The organism is Ruegeria sp. CF3, assembly GCF_056537365.1.
Genome location: NZ_JBQFRK010000001.1, coordinates 1,331,924 through 1,347,167, shown reverse-complemented (window position 1 = coordinate 1,347,167; position 15,244 = coordinate 1,331,924). Strand labels below are relative to the sequence as shown.

At 58.3% G+C, this 15,244-nt stretch carries 18 protein-coding genes; 13 read left to right on the top strand and 5 right to left on the bottom strand.

Annotated features, from left to right (window positions below; translation table 11 throughout):
• Window positions 1–41 precede the first annotated feature (41 nt).
• The 10 genes from cyoE to ACR0KC_RS06770 all read left to right on the top strand — a co-directional run bounded on the left by cyoE (window position 42) and on the right by ACR0KC_RS06770 (window position 9,002).
• Window positions 42–998: a heme o synthase gene (gene cyoE, locus ACR0KC_RS06815; protein WP_170397322.1), complete on the top strand. Its 957-nt coding sequence runs from the start codon at window positions 42–44 to the stop codon at window positions 996–998.
• The gene (locus tag ACR0KC_RS06810) at window positions 995–1,156 is read left to right on the top strand and encodes a hypothetical protein (RefSeq protein ID WP_170397320.1); all 162 of its coding nucleotides are present in this window, start codon (window positions 995–997) and stop codon (window positions 1,154–1,156) included. Before cyoE ends, ACR0KC_RS06810 begins: the two co-directional genes overlap by 4 nt.
• Window positions 1,156–1,731, top strand: a complete 576-nt coding sequence (locus tag ACR0KC_RS06805; protein ID WP_170397318.1) for a cytochrome c oxidase assembly protein — start codon at window positions 1,156–1,158, stop codon at window positions 1,729–1,731. The genes ACR0KC_RS06810 and ACR0KC_RS06805 overlap by 1 nt, the downstream gene beginning before the upstream one ends.
• 22 nt (window positions 1,732–1,753) lie before the next feature.
• On the top strand, window positions 1,754–2,569 hold the full coding sequence (locus ACR0KC_RS06800) for a cytochrome c oxidase subunit 3 (RefSeq protein WP_480771633.1): 816 nt from the start codon (window positions 1,754–1,756) through the stop codon (window positions 2,567–2,569).
• Window positions 2,570–2,725: 156 nt separating this feature from the next.
• Window positions 2,726–3,403 (top strand): SURF1 family protein, encoded by a 678-nt coding sequence (locus ACR0KC_RS06795; RefSeq protein ID WP_480771632.1) that lies wholly within the window; start codon window positions 2,726–2,728, stop codon window positions 3,401–3,403.
• Window positions 3,400–4,788 carry a threonine synthase gene (thrC, locus tag ACR0KC_RS06790; protein ID WP_170404296.1) on the top strand — a complete coding sequence of 463 codons (1,389 nt, stop codon included), beginning with the start codon at window positions 3,400–3,402 and terminating at the stop codon, window positions 4,786–4,788. Before ACR0KC_RS06795 ends, thrC begins: the two co-directional genes overlap by 4 nt.
• A complete protein-coding gene (locus ACR0KC_RS06785; protein ID WP_170397310.1) occupies window positions 4,785–6,047 on the top strand; it encodes a M16 family metallopeptidase in 1,263 nt (420 codons plus the stop codon). Before thrC ends, ACR0KC_RS06785 begins: the two co-directional genes overlap by 4 nt.
• Window positions 6,047–6,631, top strand: coding sequence for a GNAT family N-acetyltransferase (locus tag ACR0KC_RS06780; RefSeq protein WP_480561164.1), 585 nt, complete (start codon window positions 6,047–6,049; stop codon window positions 6,629–6,631). Before ACR0KC_RS06785 ends, ACR0KC_RS06780 begins: the two co-directional genes overlap by 1 nt.
• A gap of 128 nt (window positions 6,632–6,759) precedes the next feature.
• The gene (locus ACR0KC_RS06775) at window positions 6,760–7,551 is read left to right on the top strand and encodes an MBL fold metallo-hydrolase (protein ID WP_480587201.1); all 792 of its coding nucleotides are present in this window, start codon (window positions 6,760–6,762) and stop codon (window positions 7,549–7,551) included.
• Window positions 7,552–7,589: 38 nt separating this feature from the next.
• Entirely contained in the window at window positions 7,590–9,002 is a 1,413-nt protein-coding gene (locus ACR0KC_RS06770) for an FAD-binding oxidoreductase (RefSeq protein WP_223117684.1), read from the top strand.
• Window positions 9,003–9,041: 39 nt separating this feature from the next.
• Here ACR0KC_RS06770 and ACR0KC_RS06765 read toward each other — a convergent pair whose 3' ends face one another.
• The 3 genes from ACR0KC_RS06765 to ACR0KC_RS06755 form a co-directional block, all read right to left on the bottom strand.
• On the bottom strand, window positions 9,042–9,524 hold the full coding sequence (locus ACR0KC_RS06765) for a fasciclin domain-containing protein (protein ID WP_170424274.1): 483 nt from the start codon (window positions 9,522–9,524) through the stop codon (window positions 9,042–9,044).
• A 171-nt stretch (window positions 9,525–9,695) separates the two neighbouring features.
• Window positions 9,696–10,235, bottom strand: a complete 540-nt coding sequence (locus tag ACR0KC_RS06760; protein WP_010441681.1) for an adenine phosphoribosyltransferase — start codon at window positions 10,233–10,235, stop codon at window positions 9,696–9,698.
• Window positions 10,236–10,317: 82 nt separating this feature from the next.
• The gene (locus ACR0KC_RS06755) at window positions 10,318–10,452 is read right to left on the bottom strand and encodes a hypothetical protein (protein WP_255612018.1); all 135 of its coding nucleotides are present in this window, start codon (window positions 10,450–10,452) and stop codon (window positions 10,318–10,320) included.
• Window positions 10,453–10,557: 105 nt separating this feature from the next.
• Here ACR0KC_RS06755 and ACR0KC_RS06750 point away from each other — a divergent pair, with 105 nt between their 5' ends.
• Window positions 10,558–10,731, top strand: a complete 174-nt coding sequence (locus tag ACR0KC_RS06750) for a hypothetical protein (protein WP_170397300.1) — start codon at window positions 10,558–10,560, stop codon at window positions 10,729–10,731.
• Between the two features lie 2 nt (window positions 10,732–10,733).
• Here the strand turns inward: ACR0KC_RS06750 and ACR0KC_RS06745 are convergent, their stop codons facing one another.
• Entirely contained in the window at window positions 10,734–11,363 is a 630-nt protein-coding gene (locus ACR0KC_RS06745) for a LysE family translocator (RefSeq protein WP_223117685.1), read from the bottom strand.
• Between the two features lie 284 nt (window positions 11,364–11,647).
• On the opposite strand from ACR0KC_RS06745, the gene ACR0KC_RS06740 reads away from it, so the two are divergent.
• A complete protein-coding gene (locus tag ACR0KC_RS06740; protein ID WP_170733253.1) occupies window positions 11,648–12,505 on the top strand; it encodes an alpha/beta hydrolase in 858 nt (285 codons plus the stop codon).
• A gap of 2 nt (window positions 12,506–12,507) precedes the next feature.
• Here the strand turns inward: ACR0KC_RS06740 and ACR0KC_RS06735 are convergent, their stop codons facing one another.
• On the bottom strand, window positions 12,508–13,380 hold the full coding sequence (locus tag ACR0KC_RS06735; RefSeq protein ID WP_170511367.1) for an S-methyl-5'-thioadenosine phosphorylase: 873 nt from the start codon (window positions 13,378–13,380) through the stop codon (window positions 12,508–12,510).
• A 205-nt stretch (window positions 13,381–13,585) separates the two neighbouring features.
• Here ACR0KC_RS06735 and ACR0KC_RS06730 point away from each other — a divergent pair, with 205 nt between their 5' ends.
• The gene (locus tag ACR0KC_RS06730) at window positions 13,586–15,220 is read left to right on the top strand and encodes a SulP family inorganic anion transporter (protein WP_170404268.1); all 1,635 of its coding nucleotides are present in this window, start codon (window positions 13,586–13,588) and stop codon (window positions 15,218–15,220) included.
• The last annotated feature ends 24 nt before the right edge of the window (window positions 15,221–15,244 follow it).

Below are 15,244 nucleotides of genomic sequence, written 5' to 3'. Positions count from 1 at the left end.
GCGCGGAAATCGCGCAGCTTTTGCCCCGAAAAGGATCGGATATGAGCGACGCAAGCTTCAATGCCAGCACCGTCTCTGCGCAGACCCGCGCGGACGAGGCCAGCTTTGGTGATTATTTCGCCCTGCTGAAGCCGCGCGTGATGTCGCTGGTCGTATTCACGGCTTTGGTCGGACTACTTGCGGCTCCTGTTCCGATACATCCGTTTGTTGGCTTCTGCGCCATCCTGTTCATCGCTATTGGTGGCGGAGCATCCGGCGCGCTGAACATGTGGTGGGACGCGGATATCGACCGCGTGATGAAGCGCACCAAAGGCCGTCCAATCCCCTCTGGCAAAGTTGAAGAAGGCGAGGCATTGGCGCTGGGTCTGGCTCTGTCTGGCCTGTCCGTGATTATGCTGGGTTTGGCAACCAACTGGTTTGCAGGGGCGTTTCTGGCCTTCACTATTTTCTTCTATGTTGTCGTCTACACGATGTGGCTGAAACGCTCGACGCCTCAGAACATCGTCATTGGTGGTGCCGCGGGGGCGTTCCCGCCGGTCATCGGATGGGTCGCGGCCACTGGCTCGATGACGCTCGAACCGTGGTTGATGTTTGCCCTGACATTCATGTGGACACCTCCGCATTTCTGGGCGTTGGCCTTGTTCATGCGCTCGGACTATGACGATGCCGGGGTGCCGATGTTGACCGTCACCCATGGTCGACGCGCGACGCGCTGGCATATTCTGGTTTATACCGCGTTGCTGGCGTTGCTGGCGGTGGGGACTGCGTTCTCGGATATCGGAGGCCCGATTTATCTAGTTGTTGCGCTGGTTCTGAATGGCTTGTTTCTGCGGGGGGCCTGGCAGATTTCTCGTCGAAACGAAGACGATTCGGAGGCCGACAACTTCAAGGTCGAACGCAGTTTCTTCAAACTGTCGCTGCTGTACCTGTTTCTGCATTTCGGCGCGATTCTCGTCGAGGCCCTGTTGAAACCTTACGGATTAGGAGGCTGGTCATGAGCCTGCGCAAAACTCACGAACTTCACCAAAGACGGTTCAGCCGCAATCTGGGCGTCGGCCTGACACTGGCCGCGTTCATCGTGATCATCTTCGGCCTGACAGTCGTCAAGGTCTCGAACACAGATTTTAGTCTGGCGACGCAGCAGGTGCAGAACTGATGAAGTTGACGGGGCCACAGAAAACGGTCGCGCAACTGGTCGGCGTCGTCGTCCTTATGGGCGGTTTGGCATGGGCAGCGGTGCCGTTTTATAATTGGTTCTGCCGGGTCACGGGGTATGGAGGGACCACGGGGGTTGCCGAGAAAGCCCCTGATGACATTCTCGACCAAGTGGTGACAGTCCGATTTGATGCCTCCAAGGCCAAGGGTATGCCGTGGGAATTCAAGCCCGTCGAACGCGAGATGAAAATACGTATCGGTGAGACAGGTCTGGCGTTCTACGAAGCGTACAATCCAACCGACAAGCCCGTCGCAGGGCAGGCGTCCTACAACGTGGCGCCCTATTCCGCCGGGGGGTATTTTCAGAAAATCGCCTGCTTCTGCTTCGATGAACAGGTGTTGGAGCCGGGTGAGCGAGTCGAGATGCCCGTTACGTTCTTCGTCGATCCCGAACTGATCGAAGATCCCGAAGCAAAATATGTGCATACGATAACGCTGTCGTATACATTCTATGAGATTGATCTGCCCGAGGGCTATGCCGCCCTTGATGTGCAGGCTGAGACAAACAAGAACTAACGCCTGTAGGTGAGGGACGCTGATGGCACACGCAAAAGACCATGATTACCACATTCTGAACCCGTCAATCTGGCCACTGATCGGCGCGGTAAGCGGATTTGTGATGCTGTTCGGGGCCGTTCTTTGGATGCACGGGATTACCCCGTGGATCTTCTGGATGGGGCTGCTCGGGGTTCTTTATACCATGTTTGCATGGTGGTCCGAAGTCGTGGTTGAAAGCCGTCAGGGCGATCATACGCCGGTCGTGCGTATCGGCCTGCGCTATGGCTTTATCCTGTTCGTGATGTCCGAGGTGATGTTCTTCTTCGCCTGGTTCTGGTCGTTCTTCAAACATCGCATGTATCCGATGTACGACTATGCCGGTACTGAATACATCCAGCCGGATATCCACGCCGTTGATCCGTTCCACCTGCCGCTGATCAACACTTTGGTCCTGTTGCTGTCGGGTTGTGCGATTACTTGGGCCCACCACGCGCTTGTTCATGACAATGACCGCAAGGCGCTGATCAATGGTCTGGCCATTGGTATCGTTCTGGGCATCGCCTTTACTGCGCTTCAGGCGTTTGAATACTATGAGTTACTGGCCCATGAGGGTTGGGAGTTCGGTGGCGATCAGTTCTATTCGAACTTCTTCATGGCAACCGGTTTCCACGGCGCGCATGTGATTATCGGCACCATCTTCCTGTCGGTCTGTCTGATCCGCGCCCTGAAGGGGGACTTTACGCCCGAGAAACACGTCGGGTTTGAGGCTGCCGCATGGTATTGGCACTTCGTTGACGTCGTCTGGCTGTTCCTGTTTTTCGCCGTCTACATCTGGGGTCAGGCCCCGCTGATGTAACGCCACGCAGGTGATCCAATTGCAAAAGCCGCCCCACGGGGCGGCTTTTTCTCAATCAGGGGCGCAAGATTGCGCCCCATACAATTACATGGTTGCACTTCGGTTCGCGAGCCCCTTAACAAGGCGCCGGTTCCCGCAACAAGGTCTGATCCCAATATGCGTCGCATTCTGTTTCTGCTGATCTTCGGCCTTGCCGGTCTGGGCCTGCTGCTGTCGCTGGGCATTTGGCAACTGCAGCGGCTGACCTGGAAACAGGAGGTGCTGGCCGAGATCGAAAGCCGCATCGCTGCCGATCCTGTCGCCTTGCCATTGCAGGTGTCCGAAGATGCGGACAAATACCTGCCGGTGACGGTCACAGGCGAGATCGAACCGGGCGAGATCCACGTTTTGGTTTCGGTCAAGCAGGTGGGGCCGGGGTATCGGATCATCCAGTCCTTTACCACCGACGACCGGACTATTCTGGTGGATCGCGGTTTTGTGCCGACCACAGCCAAGCAGGCTGTTCGCCTGACTGGCCCGATGGAAATCACCGGCAACCTGCACTGGCCCGATGAAGTTGATGGCTACACGCCTGACGCAGATATTGACGGCAACATCTGGTTCGCCCGTGATGTGCCCAGTCTGGCCGCCGCGCTGGGGGCTGAGCCGGTGTTGCTGATTGCCCGCTCGGAAACCGATCCGAATGTAACGCCAATGCCGGTGGATACGGCGGGCATCCCCAACGATCATTTGCAATATGCAATCATCTGGTTTGGTCTTGCTCTGGTCTGGGCCGCAATGACCGGATACTTCCTGTGGCGCAGCCGTGCCAATTCCGAAAGTGACGCGACATGAAATACATCTCGACCCGCGGGCAGGCGCCCGAACTGACCTTTGAAGAGGCGATGCTGACCGGACTGGCCCGTGATGGTGGTCTGTACTTGCCCGCTGAAATTCCGGTGATGTCGCAGGACGAAATTGCTGCGTTGGCTGGCTTGTCCTACGAAGAAATCGCATTCCGCGTGATGTGGCCCTATGTGAGTGGCTCGTTCTCCGATGATGAGTTCAAAGATATCATAGCGCGCGCTTATGAGGGCTTCGGCCATGACGCCCGCGCGCCGTTGAAGCAGCTGAACGAGAACCATTTTCTGCTGGAGCTGTTTCACGGACCCACGCTGGCCTTCAAAGATTTTGCCATGCAGCTAATCGGCCAGCTGTTCCAGGTCGCGCTCAAACGGCGGGAAGATCGCGTTACCATTGTCGGCGCGACGAGCGGTGACACCGGTTCAGCCGCCATCGAAGCGTTCCGTGGGCTGGATGCGGTGGATGTGTTCATCCTGTTCCCACATGGCCGTGTTTCAGAAGTGCAGCGCCGTCAGATGACTACGCCTGCAGACAGTAATGTGCACGCTTTGGCGGTAGACGGCGATTTCGATGACTGTCAGGCAGCGCTCAAAGACATGTTCAACGACTTTGATTTCCGCGACGGTGTGAAACTTGCAGGCGTCAATTCGATCAACTTCGCCCGCGTGTTGGCACAGATCGTTTACTATTTCTCCGCCGCCGTCAGCCTCGGCGCGCCACATCGCAAGGTCAGCTTCACCGTGCCGACAGGGAATTTCGGCGATATCTTCGCAGGCTATCTGGCCAAACGCATGGGGCTGCCCATCGATCGTCTGGTGGTGGCGACCAACCAGAACGATATTCTGCATCGCTGTCTCTCCGGCGAGGGATATTTCAAGGGCGATACAATCCCCTCAATCAGCCCTTCAATGGATATTCAGGTTAGCTCGAACTTTGAGCGCGCACTGTACTACGCCTATGGCGAAGATGGCGGCGCAGTCGCTCAGTTGATGGACGAACTCAAGAGCGGAGGTTTCAATGTCAGCCAAGGCGCGATGGAGGCTCTGCGAGAAAGCTTTGACTCGGGCCGCGTTTCTGAGGACGAGACGCTTGAGACGATCAGGCGCACGATGGTCCACAGCGCCGAGTTGGTTTGTCCGCACACCGCCGTTGGGATCAAAGTGGCTGAAGACCACCGCGCTGCCGATGTGCCCATGATCACGCTCGCAACCGCGCATCCTGCGAAGTTCCCGGCGGCGGTCGAGAAGGCAAGCGGCGAACATCCGCCTCTTCCATCCCGCATGTCTGATCTGTATGAACGTCCGGAACGGGTGACCCGCGTTGCGAACGATCTGGGTGCCCTTGAGGATCATATCAGAAGGCATATTGCTGAGTGACAGTCAGACAGGACCAACTGAAGAACGGATTTCGTGTCGTCAGTGAACATATGCCGGGGCTGCAATCTGCGGCCATCGGCATCTGGGTAACCGCCGGTGGGCGGCACGAGCGGATCGAGCAGAACGGTATCGCGCATTTCCTTGAGCATATGGCGTTCAAGGGAACCCAGCGGCGTTCTGCGCTGCAAATTGCCGAAGCGATCGAGGATGTGGGCGGGTACATCAACGCCTATACCTCGCGCGAAGTTACGGCCTATTATGCACGCGTATTGAAGGACGATGTGGCGCTGGCCATGGATGTCATCGGCGACATCGTCCTGAACCCGGTGTTCGACCCGCGCGAGATCGAGGTCGAGCGCGGCGTGATCCTGCAGGAAATCGGTCAGGCCTATGACACACCTGACGATGTGATCTTTGACTGGCTGCAAGAGCAGAGCTATCACGACCAGCCCCTTGGCCGCACCATTCTGGGCCCGACCGAGCGCGTCAGTGCGTTTTCCCGCGAGGACTTGTCTGGTTTCGTGGCCGAACACTACGGGCCGGAACAGATGATCCTGTCTGCAGCTGGAGCTGTGGACCACGATGCGCTGATGAAACTGGCCGAAGAGATGTTCGGCCACCTGCAGCCGCGCAAGGGTCTGATCCCCGACGCTGCGCGGTTCACTGGTGGTGAGGCGCGGCAGGAGAAAGAACTGGAGCAGGCGCATTTCGCGCTGGCGCTGGAAAGTCCGGGCTATCGCGATGATGCGATCTATACGGCCCAGATTTACTCGACCGCTCTGGGTGGAGGCATGTCCTCGCGCCTGTTTCAGGAAGTGCGCGAAACTCGCGGGCTTTGTTATACGATCTTTGCTCAGACCGGTGCTTATGCGGATACCGGTACGACAACGATTTACGCAGGCACCTCGGCCGATCAGGTGGGCGAATTGGCGACGATTACCATCGACGAGATGAAGCGCGCTGCCGAAGACATGAGCGCAGAAGAGGTTGCCCGCGCGCGGGCCCAGATGAAGGCCGGGATGCTGATGGGGCTGGAAAGCCCGTCGAACCGGGCCGAACGTCTGGCGCGGCTGGTGCAGATCTGGGGACGTGTGCCCTCGCTTGAGGACACCGTGGCCAAGATCGATGCGGTCAGCACTGAGGACGTGCGTGCCTTTGCCGAAGACATGGCAGTCAAAGCCCCTGCAGCGCTGGCGCTGTATGGGCCGGTCTCGGGCGCACCGACGCTGGTGGATCTGCAGGAGAGGCGTGCGGCGTGATGCTGTTAGGCAGACGCAAGCTGAAACTCGAAACCGAGCGCTTGACGCTGCGCCCGCCCATGCATTCCGACTTCAACGACTGGACCGCCTTGCGGCGTGCTTCAAAGGACTATCTGGTGCCGTGGGAGCCGGTTTGGGCCAAGGACCATCTGAGCCGAAAGTCGTTTACCAACCGGGTCTATTGGGCCCAGCGCTCAGTCGCGGGTGGTACGGCGATACCTCTGTTCCTGTTTCGTCGCACAGACAATATTCTGCTGGGGGCGATCACGTTGGACAATGTTCGCCGTGGTCCGGCGCAGGCTGGCACCTTAGGCTATTGGACCGGGCAGGCCTTTGCGCGTCAGGGGTTCATGCGCGAAGCAATTGGCGCCGTTGTTCATCACGCCTTCACCCGTCTGGATTTAAGCCGGATCGAGGCCGCGTGTTTGCCTGAGAACAAGGCCTCTCGCGGTCTGCTGGAAAGCTCAGGCTTCAAATACGAAGGCGTGGCGCAGTCTTATCTGCAGATCAATGGGCGCTGGCGAACACATGTTCTGTATGCCAGCTTAAGGTCCGATCGTCGGGGCAAGACTGAGGCAGGCTAGAGGGCACTGCCGCCAGGCATGGCAAGCCTCCTGTCCTGGAGATATCCGTGGCCAGATCAACAAGGGCATGACTTGTTGGCCCATTGCGCTACACTTGCCCTATGTGGCGGTTTGTTGCGGGACTGATGATGATTGCAGGCGGGGCTGTGGCGCAGGAGCGGCGGCCTAGTCACTGCATCGCCATCGCAGATGCGGCACCGGGGATTGAATATCTTCACAAAGCGGCGTGGCAGGATCCCGTGCCCGAGTTTTCGGTTCGTATCAGCTATGTCGCGCATGCATCGTTTCTGATCCAGACACAGGGCGGGCTGAACGCGGTGACCGATTTCACCGGTTTTATCGGCGGCGCTGCGCTAATTCCTGACGTGGTCACAATGAACCATGCGCACAGCACCCACTGGACTGCCCATCCCGATCCGGCCATCCCGTATGTCTTGCCGGGTTGGGGAGAGTTCGGCGAAGGCATCGAGCACCATCTTGATCTGGGTGAGATGCTGATTCGCAATGTGTCGACCGATATCCGTTCGGCCTATGGCGGTATTGAAGATCGCGGAAACTCGATCTTTGTGTTCGAGGTCGAAGGGTTGTGCATCGGCCATCTGGGGCATCTGCATCACATTCCGTCGGATGAACAATTCGCTGCACTGGGTCGGCTGGATGTGGTCATGGCGGCGGTGGACGGAGGCACCACGATGCCCTTGCCCGAGATGGTTCAGGTTCTGAAACGCCTCAAAAGCTCGGTCATTATCCCGATGCATTGGTTCTCGGACTTTTCGCTTGAGCGGTTTTTGGTGGATATTCGGGATGAATTCCCGGTTGAACGGGATGGGGTGTCCGAGATTGTCGTCTCGTTGCGCACGTTGCCCGACAGGCCGACGGTTGTGGTGCTGGAGCCTCAGTACCTGATAGAGCTGGAATAGGGCTTGTCGCGGCCCGTGGCCTTTGGCAGGGAAGAGCCATGAAACTGAACCCTGCAGACAGCCGCCTTGCCGAAGCAATCAGAGCCCGATTGGGTGCTGACGTTTTGCGCCCGATTGCAGATCGTTACCTTGAAGAGCCGCGTCAGCGGTTTGTCGGGCAGCCCGGTTTGCTTGCCTTGCCGCGCACCGTGGAAGATGTGTCGGCTCTGGTGCAATTGGCCGCAGACGCTCGGGTGCCTGTTGTCCCTTATGGCGGCGGCACCGGTCTGGTAGGAGGGCAGGTTGTTCCGGATGGTCCTGTCCCTTTGATCGTTTCCCTGGAACGGATGACGGCGATACGGGCGACTTACCCCACCGAGAACATACTTGTGGCCGAGGCCGGTGCCATTCTGGCCGACGTCCAGACTGCCGCTGAAGACGCGGACCGTCTATTTCCCCTGTCGCTGGCTGCGCAGGGTTCTTGCCGGATTGGCGGCAATCTGGCCACTAATGCGGGTGGCGTGAATGTGCTGCGCTATGGCAATGCACGCGATCTGTGCCTGGGGCTTGAAGTGGTATTGCCCAGTGGTGAGATATGGCACGGGCTTAGCCGGTTGCGTAAGGACAACACCGGTTATGACCTGCGTAACCTGATGATCGGGTCCGAAGGGACACTTGGCATCATTACGGCGGCGGCGTTGAAGCTGTTCCCGCGACCCAAGGGCGTTGGAACCGCAATGTTTCAGGTCTCCTCACCCGAGGCTGCCATTGATCTGTTGTCAGTGGCGCGGGATCAAGTGGGGGAAGCGGTCAGTACGTTTGAGTTGATCCATGGGCAGGGCCTCGAATTCCTGACCGAGGTTTTGCCCGACGTGCGGCAACCCTTTGCGGCAACACCTGAATGGAGTGTGTTGATCGAGCTGGGCCTGTCTGTCGGCCAAGACCCTTCGGACATGCTTGAGGCGATTTATGTCGCCGCTGATGAGCGCGATCTGGTCCGCGATGCGGTTATCGCGCAGAGCGAAGCACAGCGGTCCGAACTCTGGGCCGTGCGCGAGCGCATCCCCGAGGCCAACCGGCTGATCGGATCAGTTTCCAGCCATGATATCTCGGTCCCGATTTCCCGCATTCCAGAGTTCATTCGGCGCGGCGCGGATGTGGTGGCCGGGCAGGGGCCGTTTCGCGTGAACTGCTTTGGACATCTGGGCGACGGTAATCTGCATTATAACGTGTTTCCACCCGCCGGGCAGGACAAGTCAGAGTTTGTTGCGCAGCGGGGCGCGGTCAAACGCGCGGTACATGATCTGGTTCATGAATTTGGTGGATCGGTCAGTGCCGAACACGGTGTCGGTCGGCTCAAGACAGATGATCTGGAACGCTATGGCGATCCGGTCAAGATGCAGGCCATGAGGGCGATCAAAGCAGCGCTTGATCCTCAAGGGATTATGAACCCCGGGGCGGTTCTGGCCTAATAGACGCGCCCCGGACGTATACCGGGGCGCTGCGGTTCTTTACGAAGCGGGCAGAATGACCTTGTCGATCACATGGATCACGCCGTTCTCGGCTTCGATATCGGCTTGCACAACGTTGGCATCATTCACCATGACGCCATTGTCGAGATCGATGGTGATATCTCCGCCCTGCACGGTGGCGGCGGTCATGTCATCGGACAGATCACCCGACATCACTTTGCCCGGGACAACGTGATAGGTCAGCACTGCGACCAACTGGTCCTTGTTTTCGGGCTTCAGCAGATTTTCGACCGTGCCCTCGGGCAGCGCTGCAAAAGCCTCATCCGTTGGGGCGAAAACGGTGAACGGCCCTTCGCCTTTCAGCGTTTCAACCAGTTCGGCGGCCTGAACGGCAGCGACGAGCGTTTCAAAACTGCCCGCGCCCACCGCAGTATCGACGATATCCTTGGCGTGCCCATCTGCCAAAGCAGAGGTGGTCAACAGAAGACTGGCAACTCCAGCAACAGCGAATTTGCGCAACATGACATGATTTCCCTTGTTGAGAATGCCCTAGGTGGCATCATTCGGGGTACGCAGTCAGGTCGCGACAAGATCACAGAATCCAGAGGCAACTGTTTCTTGAATGTGACCCCAATCGCGCTAAGCCTGCGGCGCACGCGATTTCCAGTCACGAGTTTGTGAAGTTTGTGGAGATCAGAGCCCTTCGAACTCGCACAGAACGTGCACGTCCATGCCCAAATCTTCCAGCGCTTTGCGACCACCCAATTCGGGCAGATCGATGATGAACGCGCATGAGATGATCTCGCCGCCCAGCCGTTCGATCAGCTTGATCCCCGCGGCGGCGGTGCCTCCGGTAGCCAGAAGATCATCAACGACCAGGATCTTCTCACCCGGCTGGATGGCGTCATCGTGAATTTCGACTATCGCCTCTCCATATTCCAGCTTGTAGTCTTGGCTGATCGTGGTGCCGGGCAGTTTGCCCTTTTTGCGGATCGGCACGAATCCAACGCTCAGCTGGTGGGCAATCGCACCGCCCAGAATAAAGCCGCGCGCCTCAAGGCCCACAACTTTGTCGATTCGCTCACCGGCGTAAGGGTGCAACATCTGGTCGATTGCCATGCGGAACCCACGCGGGTCGGCAAACAGGGTGGTGACATCGCGGAACATGATCCCTTCATGCGGGAAATCGACGATGGTCCGAATGTAATCCTTGACCGTTTTGTTTCTGGACATGGGCCACCCCTTTGGCATCAAACACGCGCGGGGTATTTCGCCCATAAGGTGCGGTCATGCAAGAGAACTCTGGCCCCTGCGGCTACTTGCTGCGGCCGCGCATGGCGTTAGGCAGGCCGTAGTAGCGATACAGCGCGTTCGGAAGCCAGGACAGGTGCGGCTTGCGCCAGTTGCGTTGATCCCGAAGAAGAATGGCTTGCGCGACATGAAGGTTCATTGCTTTAATCTCACTTTTGCTGTTATGTGCGCGATATCTACTTTATATTCTATGTATATACAATGCATCGCGCTTAGAATCAAGGGCAGGACGGGGACTGGACGTGTGACCAAGAAAGATGGAAAGAAATCTACCAAGAAAAACAGTCAGTTGGTTTTGCGTCTCGACAAGGATGAGCGCGATGCATTCGTCGAGTTGTGCAGGGATCTGGACACCTCCGCCGCCCGCGAAATTCGCCGGTTTATCCGGGGGTTCATGAAGGAAAACGCTGAAAACTGAAATCACGCCGGGCGGCGCAGAACCGCTGTGGCGATGCCCATTCCGATCAGGGTCAACCCTCCGAACCGGGTCATGGTCGTGATGACATTCGCGCGTCCGATCATCCGGCGCAGCTTGTCCGCCAGCAGCGCATAGGCCAGCGCGTTCAGCCCCGCGAGACCCACAAATGTTGCGATCAGGATCGCGAATTGCGGACCCAAAGGCTCGGCTGGACGCAAGAATTGCGGTACGAAAGCGATGAAGAAGGCAATGGACTTCGGGTTCAGCGCGGTGACTGCAGCGGCATGGCCAAAAACACTGCGGGCGGTCACGTCACGTTCGGTTTCAATTGCTTGCAGCCCGCCCGACGGCGCGCTGCGCAGGAGTTTGACACCAAGCCAGACAAGATAGGCTGCCCCAACCCATTTCAGCACGGCAAACAGTGTGGCAGAGGCCAGCACCAGCGCCCCCAGCCCCAGCAGCGACGCGGTCATCGCCACCAAATCCCCCAATGCGACCCCAGTGGCCGAGGCAACCGCCACACTGCGTCCTTTCGACAGCGCATAGCTAAGCACCAGCAACACGGTCGGGCCTGGGATCAGCAGCAGCGCGGTCGAAGCGGCCACAAAGGCCAGCCAGATTTCAATGGACATGGAGTATCCTATTAGAGTGTTTCCCATAGCAAGCCTTGGCACGACGTATTGGTCAAGGCTTTGCGGGCACATTCTCGTGGTGAAACACCGTCTCCAACGGGTTGGCGTTCGGATTTGCGAAGCCGGGGTCGCCTAAATACCAAGGACATGGGGCAGGGAATTCAAGCGTGCAATGCGGTCTGGGATTGCCGCAACAGGTTTAAGATTGGATGAAGCTTGGCTTATGCATCTTGAAACGCCTCCAATGTACCCCACTCTCGCAATGCGACCCAAAGGAGGGAGCCATGGTTCAAACCCAACACGCTGAGGCCGATACCGGCCGCGCCAGATCCGGTGTCGAGCGCCTCAAAAGCATCTTGGTAGGACTGCTGTTGGCCGCGGCGATCTTGTATGCGGGCGTCCTCGGATACATGTTTTTCAACCAGCAATCTCTGCTGTACAAACCCGAAGGTACGTTACCGGATCCGGCTTCGGTGGGGTTGGCGGATGTTGATGCGCTATCGCTGACAATGGCTGATGGTACTGCCCTGACGGTCTGGGCAGCACCCGCTGCAATCCCGGATGCACCGACCGTCCTATTCTTCCACGGCCAAAGCGGCAATCTGGGGGACCGTGCTGAACGGCTGCGCGAAATCCTAAACTCGGGCTATGGGCTGCTTGCCCCCAGCTATCGCGGCTTTCCGGGCAGCGAAGGCGAGCCCTCGGAACTGGCGCTGATCTCTGATGGAGTTCAGCTCTATGACAGGCTGGCGGGTCAGGGCAAAGCTGTGGTGCTGCACGGTCAGAGCCTCGGCACCGGCATTGCCGCCGCTGTGGCTGCCGAGCGTCCCGATGCAGAACTTCTGGTGCTTGAGGCCCCGTTCACTGCAACCGTTGATGTCGCGGCGGAACGCTATCCTTTCCTGCCGGTCTCAGCCTTGATGAGGGATCAGTTCGCCACACGAGATCTTATCGAACAGATCTCGGTGCCGACGTTGATTTTTCACGGCACCGAGGATGAAACTATTCCACTGCATCACGGAAAAGCTCTGGCCGAGATGTCCGATACCGCGCAGATTTACGTGATCCCCGACGGCACCCACAACGATTTGTGGTCGCGTGGCCTATGGGACGAGGTGCAAAAGAAACTGTCGCAGTACTGAGTTTATAACACCCGCCCAGCCACAGCATCCAGCTTGGCCAACAATTCCGGATCGCGCTTTTCAGGCGCGGTCAGGATGGCATACTCCAGCGCCCGGTCGCAGCCATGCGGGCAGGGCGCACGGTCGGTCCCCAGCATAGCGGGCAGACCTTTGACCAATGCCCGGCCTTTTTCCGCATTGCCGGTCAGCGTGGCGATGATGGCGGCCACGTCGACTTCACCGTGATCAGGGTGCCAGCTGTCATAGTCGGTGACCATGGCAATTGAGGCATAACAAAGCTCGGCCTCGCGTGCGAGTTTCGCTTCGGGCATGTTGGTCATGCCGATCACGTCGCACCCCCATTGTTCGCGATATAATTTGGATTCCGCCAATGACGAGAATTGCGGTCCTTCCATCGCCAGATAGGTTCCACCTCGGTGGATGGTGATGCCAGCCGTCTTGCCAGCAGTCTCGCAAGCGTCCGACAGGCGCGGGCAGGTCGGATGCGCAACACTGACATGGGCGACGCAGCCAGTCCCGAAAAAGCTCTTTTCACGGGCAAATGTTCGATCGATGAACTGATCCACGATCACGAAATCACCCGGCGCCATATGTTCGCGGAACGACCCGCAGGCCGAGACCGAGATCACATCCGTTACGCCAAGCCGTTTCAACGCGTCGATATTGGCGCGATAGGGCACCTCGGTCGGCGAGTGCACATGTCCGCGACCGTGACGCGGCAAGAAGGCCATTTCGACCCCATCCAGCGACCCGGTCAGGATCTGATCCGACGGATCGCCCCATGGCGTTTCTACTGTGACCCACTCGGCATTCTCCAGACCATCGATGTCATAAATGCCCGATCCTCCAATGACGGCGATTTTTGTTTGGGTCACGAGTGCTCTCCGTTGAAAATTCCTGCTGTGTGAGTTCTGCGGGCCACAGCACCTTTTGACAAGTGGGTTCAACGGTTTGTGTGCGCTTGGGTCAAGCTATGCGCAGGGCGCATATCAGGGTCCCGCCTGGCGCGGTATCTCGAGACCGGTTTGACCGCTAGAAGGCCCCTTTCGCGCGAACAATACCGACCAACAGGACCGATCCATGCCCCGAGCCATGCTGGCAAGCTTTGCCAATCGTATAGCCAAACCCGATTTGCGCTGGGTCCCGGATGAGGGATTGACCTTTTCCCGCCTGCGGATCGAACTGCTGTCCGGTCTCACCGTCGCCTTGGCGCTGGTCCCCGAAGCCGTGGCCTTTGCCTTTGTCGCCGGGGTGCACCCTCTGGTCGGGCTTTACGCGGCGTTTCTGGTCGGTCTGATCACTGCGTTGATCGGTGGTCGCCCCGGCATGATCTCGGGCGCGACCGGGGCGCTTGCGGTTGTCATGGTCGCACTGGTCGCACAACACGGGGTCGAATACCTGTTCGCAACGGTGGTGCTGATGGGGATTATGCAGATCATCGCAGGTGCGATGCATTGGGGCCGGTTCATCCGACTTGTGCCGCATCCGGTGATGCTGGGCTTTGTGAACGGCCTGGCGATTGTGATCTTTCTGGCGCAGCTGGGGCAATTCAAAGTGCCCGGAACCATGGAAAATACCGGCCACGGCATGGGCGGTGGCGAGTGGCTTTCAGGCCTACAGCTCTACACAATGCTGGGTCTGGTTGCTCTGACCATGGCTGTGATCTGGATCATGCCCCGCATCACCCGCGTCATCCCAGCGCCTCTGGCCGGGATTTTTGTTGTCGCTGCTTTGGTCATTGGCATTGGGCTGGACGTCCCGCGTGTCGGTGATCTGGCTTCGATCGAAGGCGGCCTGCCCAGCTTCCATATACCTATGGTGCCGCTGAACTGGGAGACCTTTGAAATCATCCTGCCCTATGCCCTGATCCTTGCCGCAATCGGTCTGATTGAATCCCTGCTGACGCTGAACCTTGTGGGTGAGATTACCGGCAAGCGCGGTGGTGCCTCGCAGGAATGTATCGCGCAAGGCACAGCGAACGTGGTCACTGGCTTCTTCGGCGGTATGGGCGGTTGTGCGATGATCGGTCAGTCGATGATCAACGTGAAGTCAGGCGGGCGCACGCGTATCGCAGGTATCGCTGCAGCGCTGTTTCTGTTGCTCTTCATCCTAGTGGGTTCGCCTCTGATCGAGCAGATTCCACTGGCCGCACTTGTCGGTGTGATGTTCATGGTGGTGATCGGAACCTTCGCCTGGAATTCGCTGAAGATCATGCGCAAAGTGCCTTTGATGGATGCGTTCGTGATCGTACTGGTGACAGTCGTCACCGTGATGGAAGACCTTGCGGTGGCTGTTGTGGTCGGTGTGATTGTCTCTGCCCTGGCTTATGCATGGAATAACGCCAAACGCATCCACGCGGTTACGCGCGACTCGGAAACGGAAGAAGGGGCGAAGGTCTATGAAATTCAGGGCCCGCTGTTCTTTGGTTCGTCCGAGGGCTTCGTGGAGCTGTTCGACGTAAGAAACGACCCCGAGACCGTCATCATCGACTTTGCAGCCAGCCGTGTGGTGGACCAATCCGCGCTGCAGGCTATCGAAAACATCGCCGCCAAATACGAAGCGGCTGGCAAACGCGTCATGCTGCGGCACCTGAGCCGTGACTGTCATACACTGCTGAACAAGGCCGGCCATCTGATGGTCGACAGCGATGATGACCCGGATTACGAACTGGCTGTGGATTATTCGGTCCGCACCGGTATTCTGGGCGGGCACTGAATACGCGAAAGGGCGGCCGGATTG

What these genes read in the sequence shown, in the direction of transcription:
- cyoE (WP_170397322.1), top strand. Translation starts at nt 42, where the DNA reads ATGAGCGACGCAAGCTTCAATGCCAGCACCGTCTCTGCGCAGACCCGC.
- ACR0KC_RS06765 (WP_170424274.1), bottom strand. Translation starts at nt 9,524, where the DNA reads ATGTTGCGCAAATTCGCTGTTGCTGGAGTTGCCAGTCTTCTGTTGACC.
- ACR0KC_RS06795 (WP_480771632.1), top strand. Translation starts at nt 2,726, where the DNA reads ATGCGTCGCATTCTGTTTCTGCTGATCTTCGGCCTTGCCGGTCTGGGC.
- ACR0KC_RS06805 (WP_170397318.1), top strand. Translation starts at nt 1,156, where the DNA reads ATGAAGTTGACGGGGCCACAGAAAACGGTCGCGCAACTGGTCGGCGTC.
- ACR0KC_RS06730 (WP_170404268.1), top strand. Translation starts at nt 13,586, where the DNA reads ATGCCCCGAGCCATGCTGGCAAGCTTTGCCAATCGTATAGCCAAACCC.
- thrC (WP_170404296.1), top strand. Translation starts at nt 3,400, where the DNA reads ATGAAATACATCTCGACCCGCGGGCAGGCGCCCGAACTGACCTTTGAA.
- ACR0KC_RS06745 (WP_223117685.1), bottom strand. Translation starts at nt 11,363, where the DNA reads ATGTCCATTGAAATCTGGCTGGCCTTTGTGGCCGCTTCGACCGCGCTG.
- ACR0KC_RS06775 (WP_480587201.1), top strand. Translation starts at nt 6,760, where the DNA reads ATGATTGCAGGCGGGGCTGTGGCGCAGGAGCGGCGGCCTAGTCACTGC.
- ACR0KC_RS06760 (WP_010441681.1), bottom strand. Translation starts at nt 10,235, where the DNA reads ATGTCCAGAAACAAAACGGTCAAGGATTACATTCGGACCATCGTCGAT.
- ACR0KC_RS06800 (WP_480771633.1), top strand. Translation starts at nt 1,754, where the DNA reads ATGGCACACGCAAAAGACCATGATTACCACATTCTGAACCCGTCAATC.
- ACR0KC_RS06780 (WP_480561164.1), top strand. Translation starts at nt 6,047, where the DNA reads ATGCTGTTAGGCAGACGCAAGCTGAAACTCGAAACCGAGCGCTTGACG.
- ACR0KC_RS06755 (WP_255612018.1), bottom strand. Translation starts at nt 10,452, where the DNA reads ATGAACCTTCATGTCGCGCAAGCCATTCTTCTTCGGGATCAACGCAAC.
- ACR0KC_RS06770 (WP_223117684.1), top strand. Translation starts at nt 7,590, where the DNA reads ATGAAACTGAACCCTGCAGACAGCCGCCTTGCCGAAGCAATCAGAGCC.
- ACR0KC_RS06810 (WP_170397320.1), top strand. Translation starts at nt 995, where the DNA reads ATGAGCCTGCGCAAAACTCACGAACTTCACCAAAGACGGTTCAGCCGC.
- ACR0KC_RS06740 (WP_170733253.1), top strand. Translation starts at nt 11,648, where the DNA reads ATGGTTCAAACCCAACACGCTGAGGCCGATACCGGCCGCGCCAGATCC.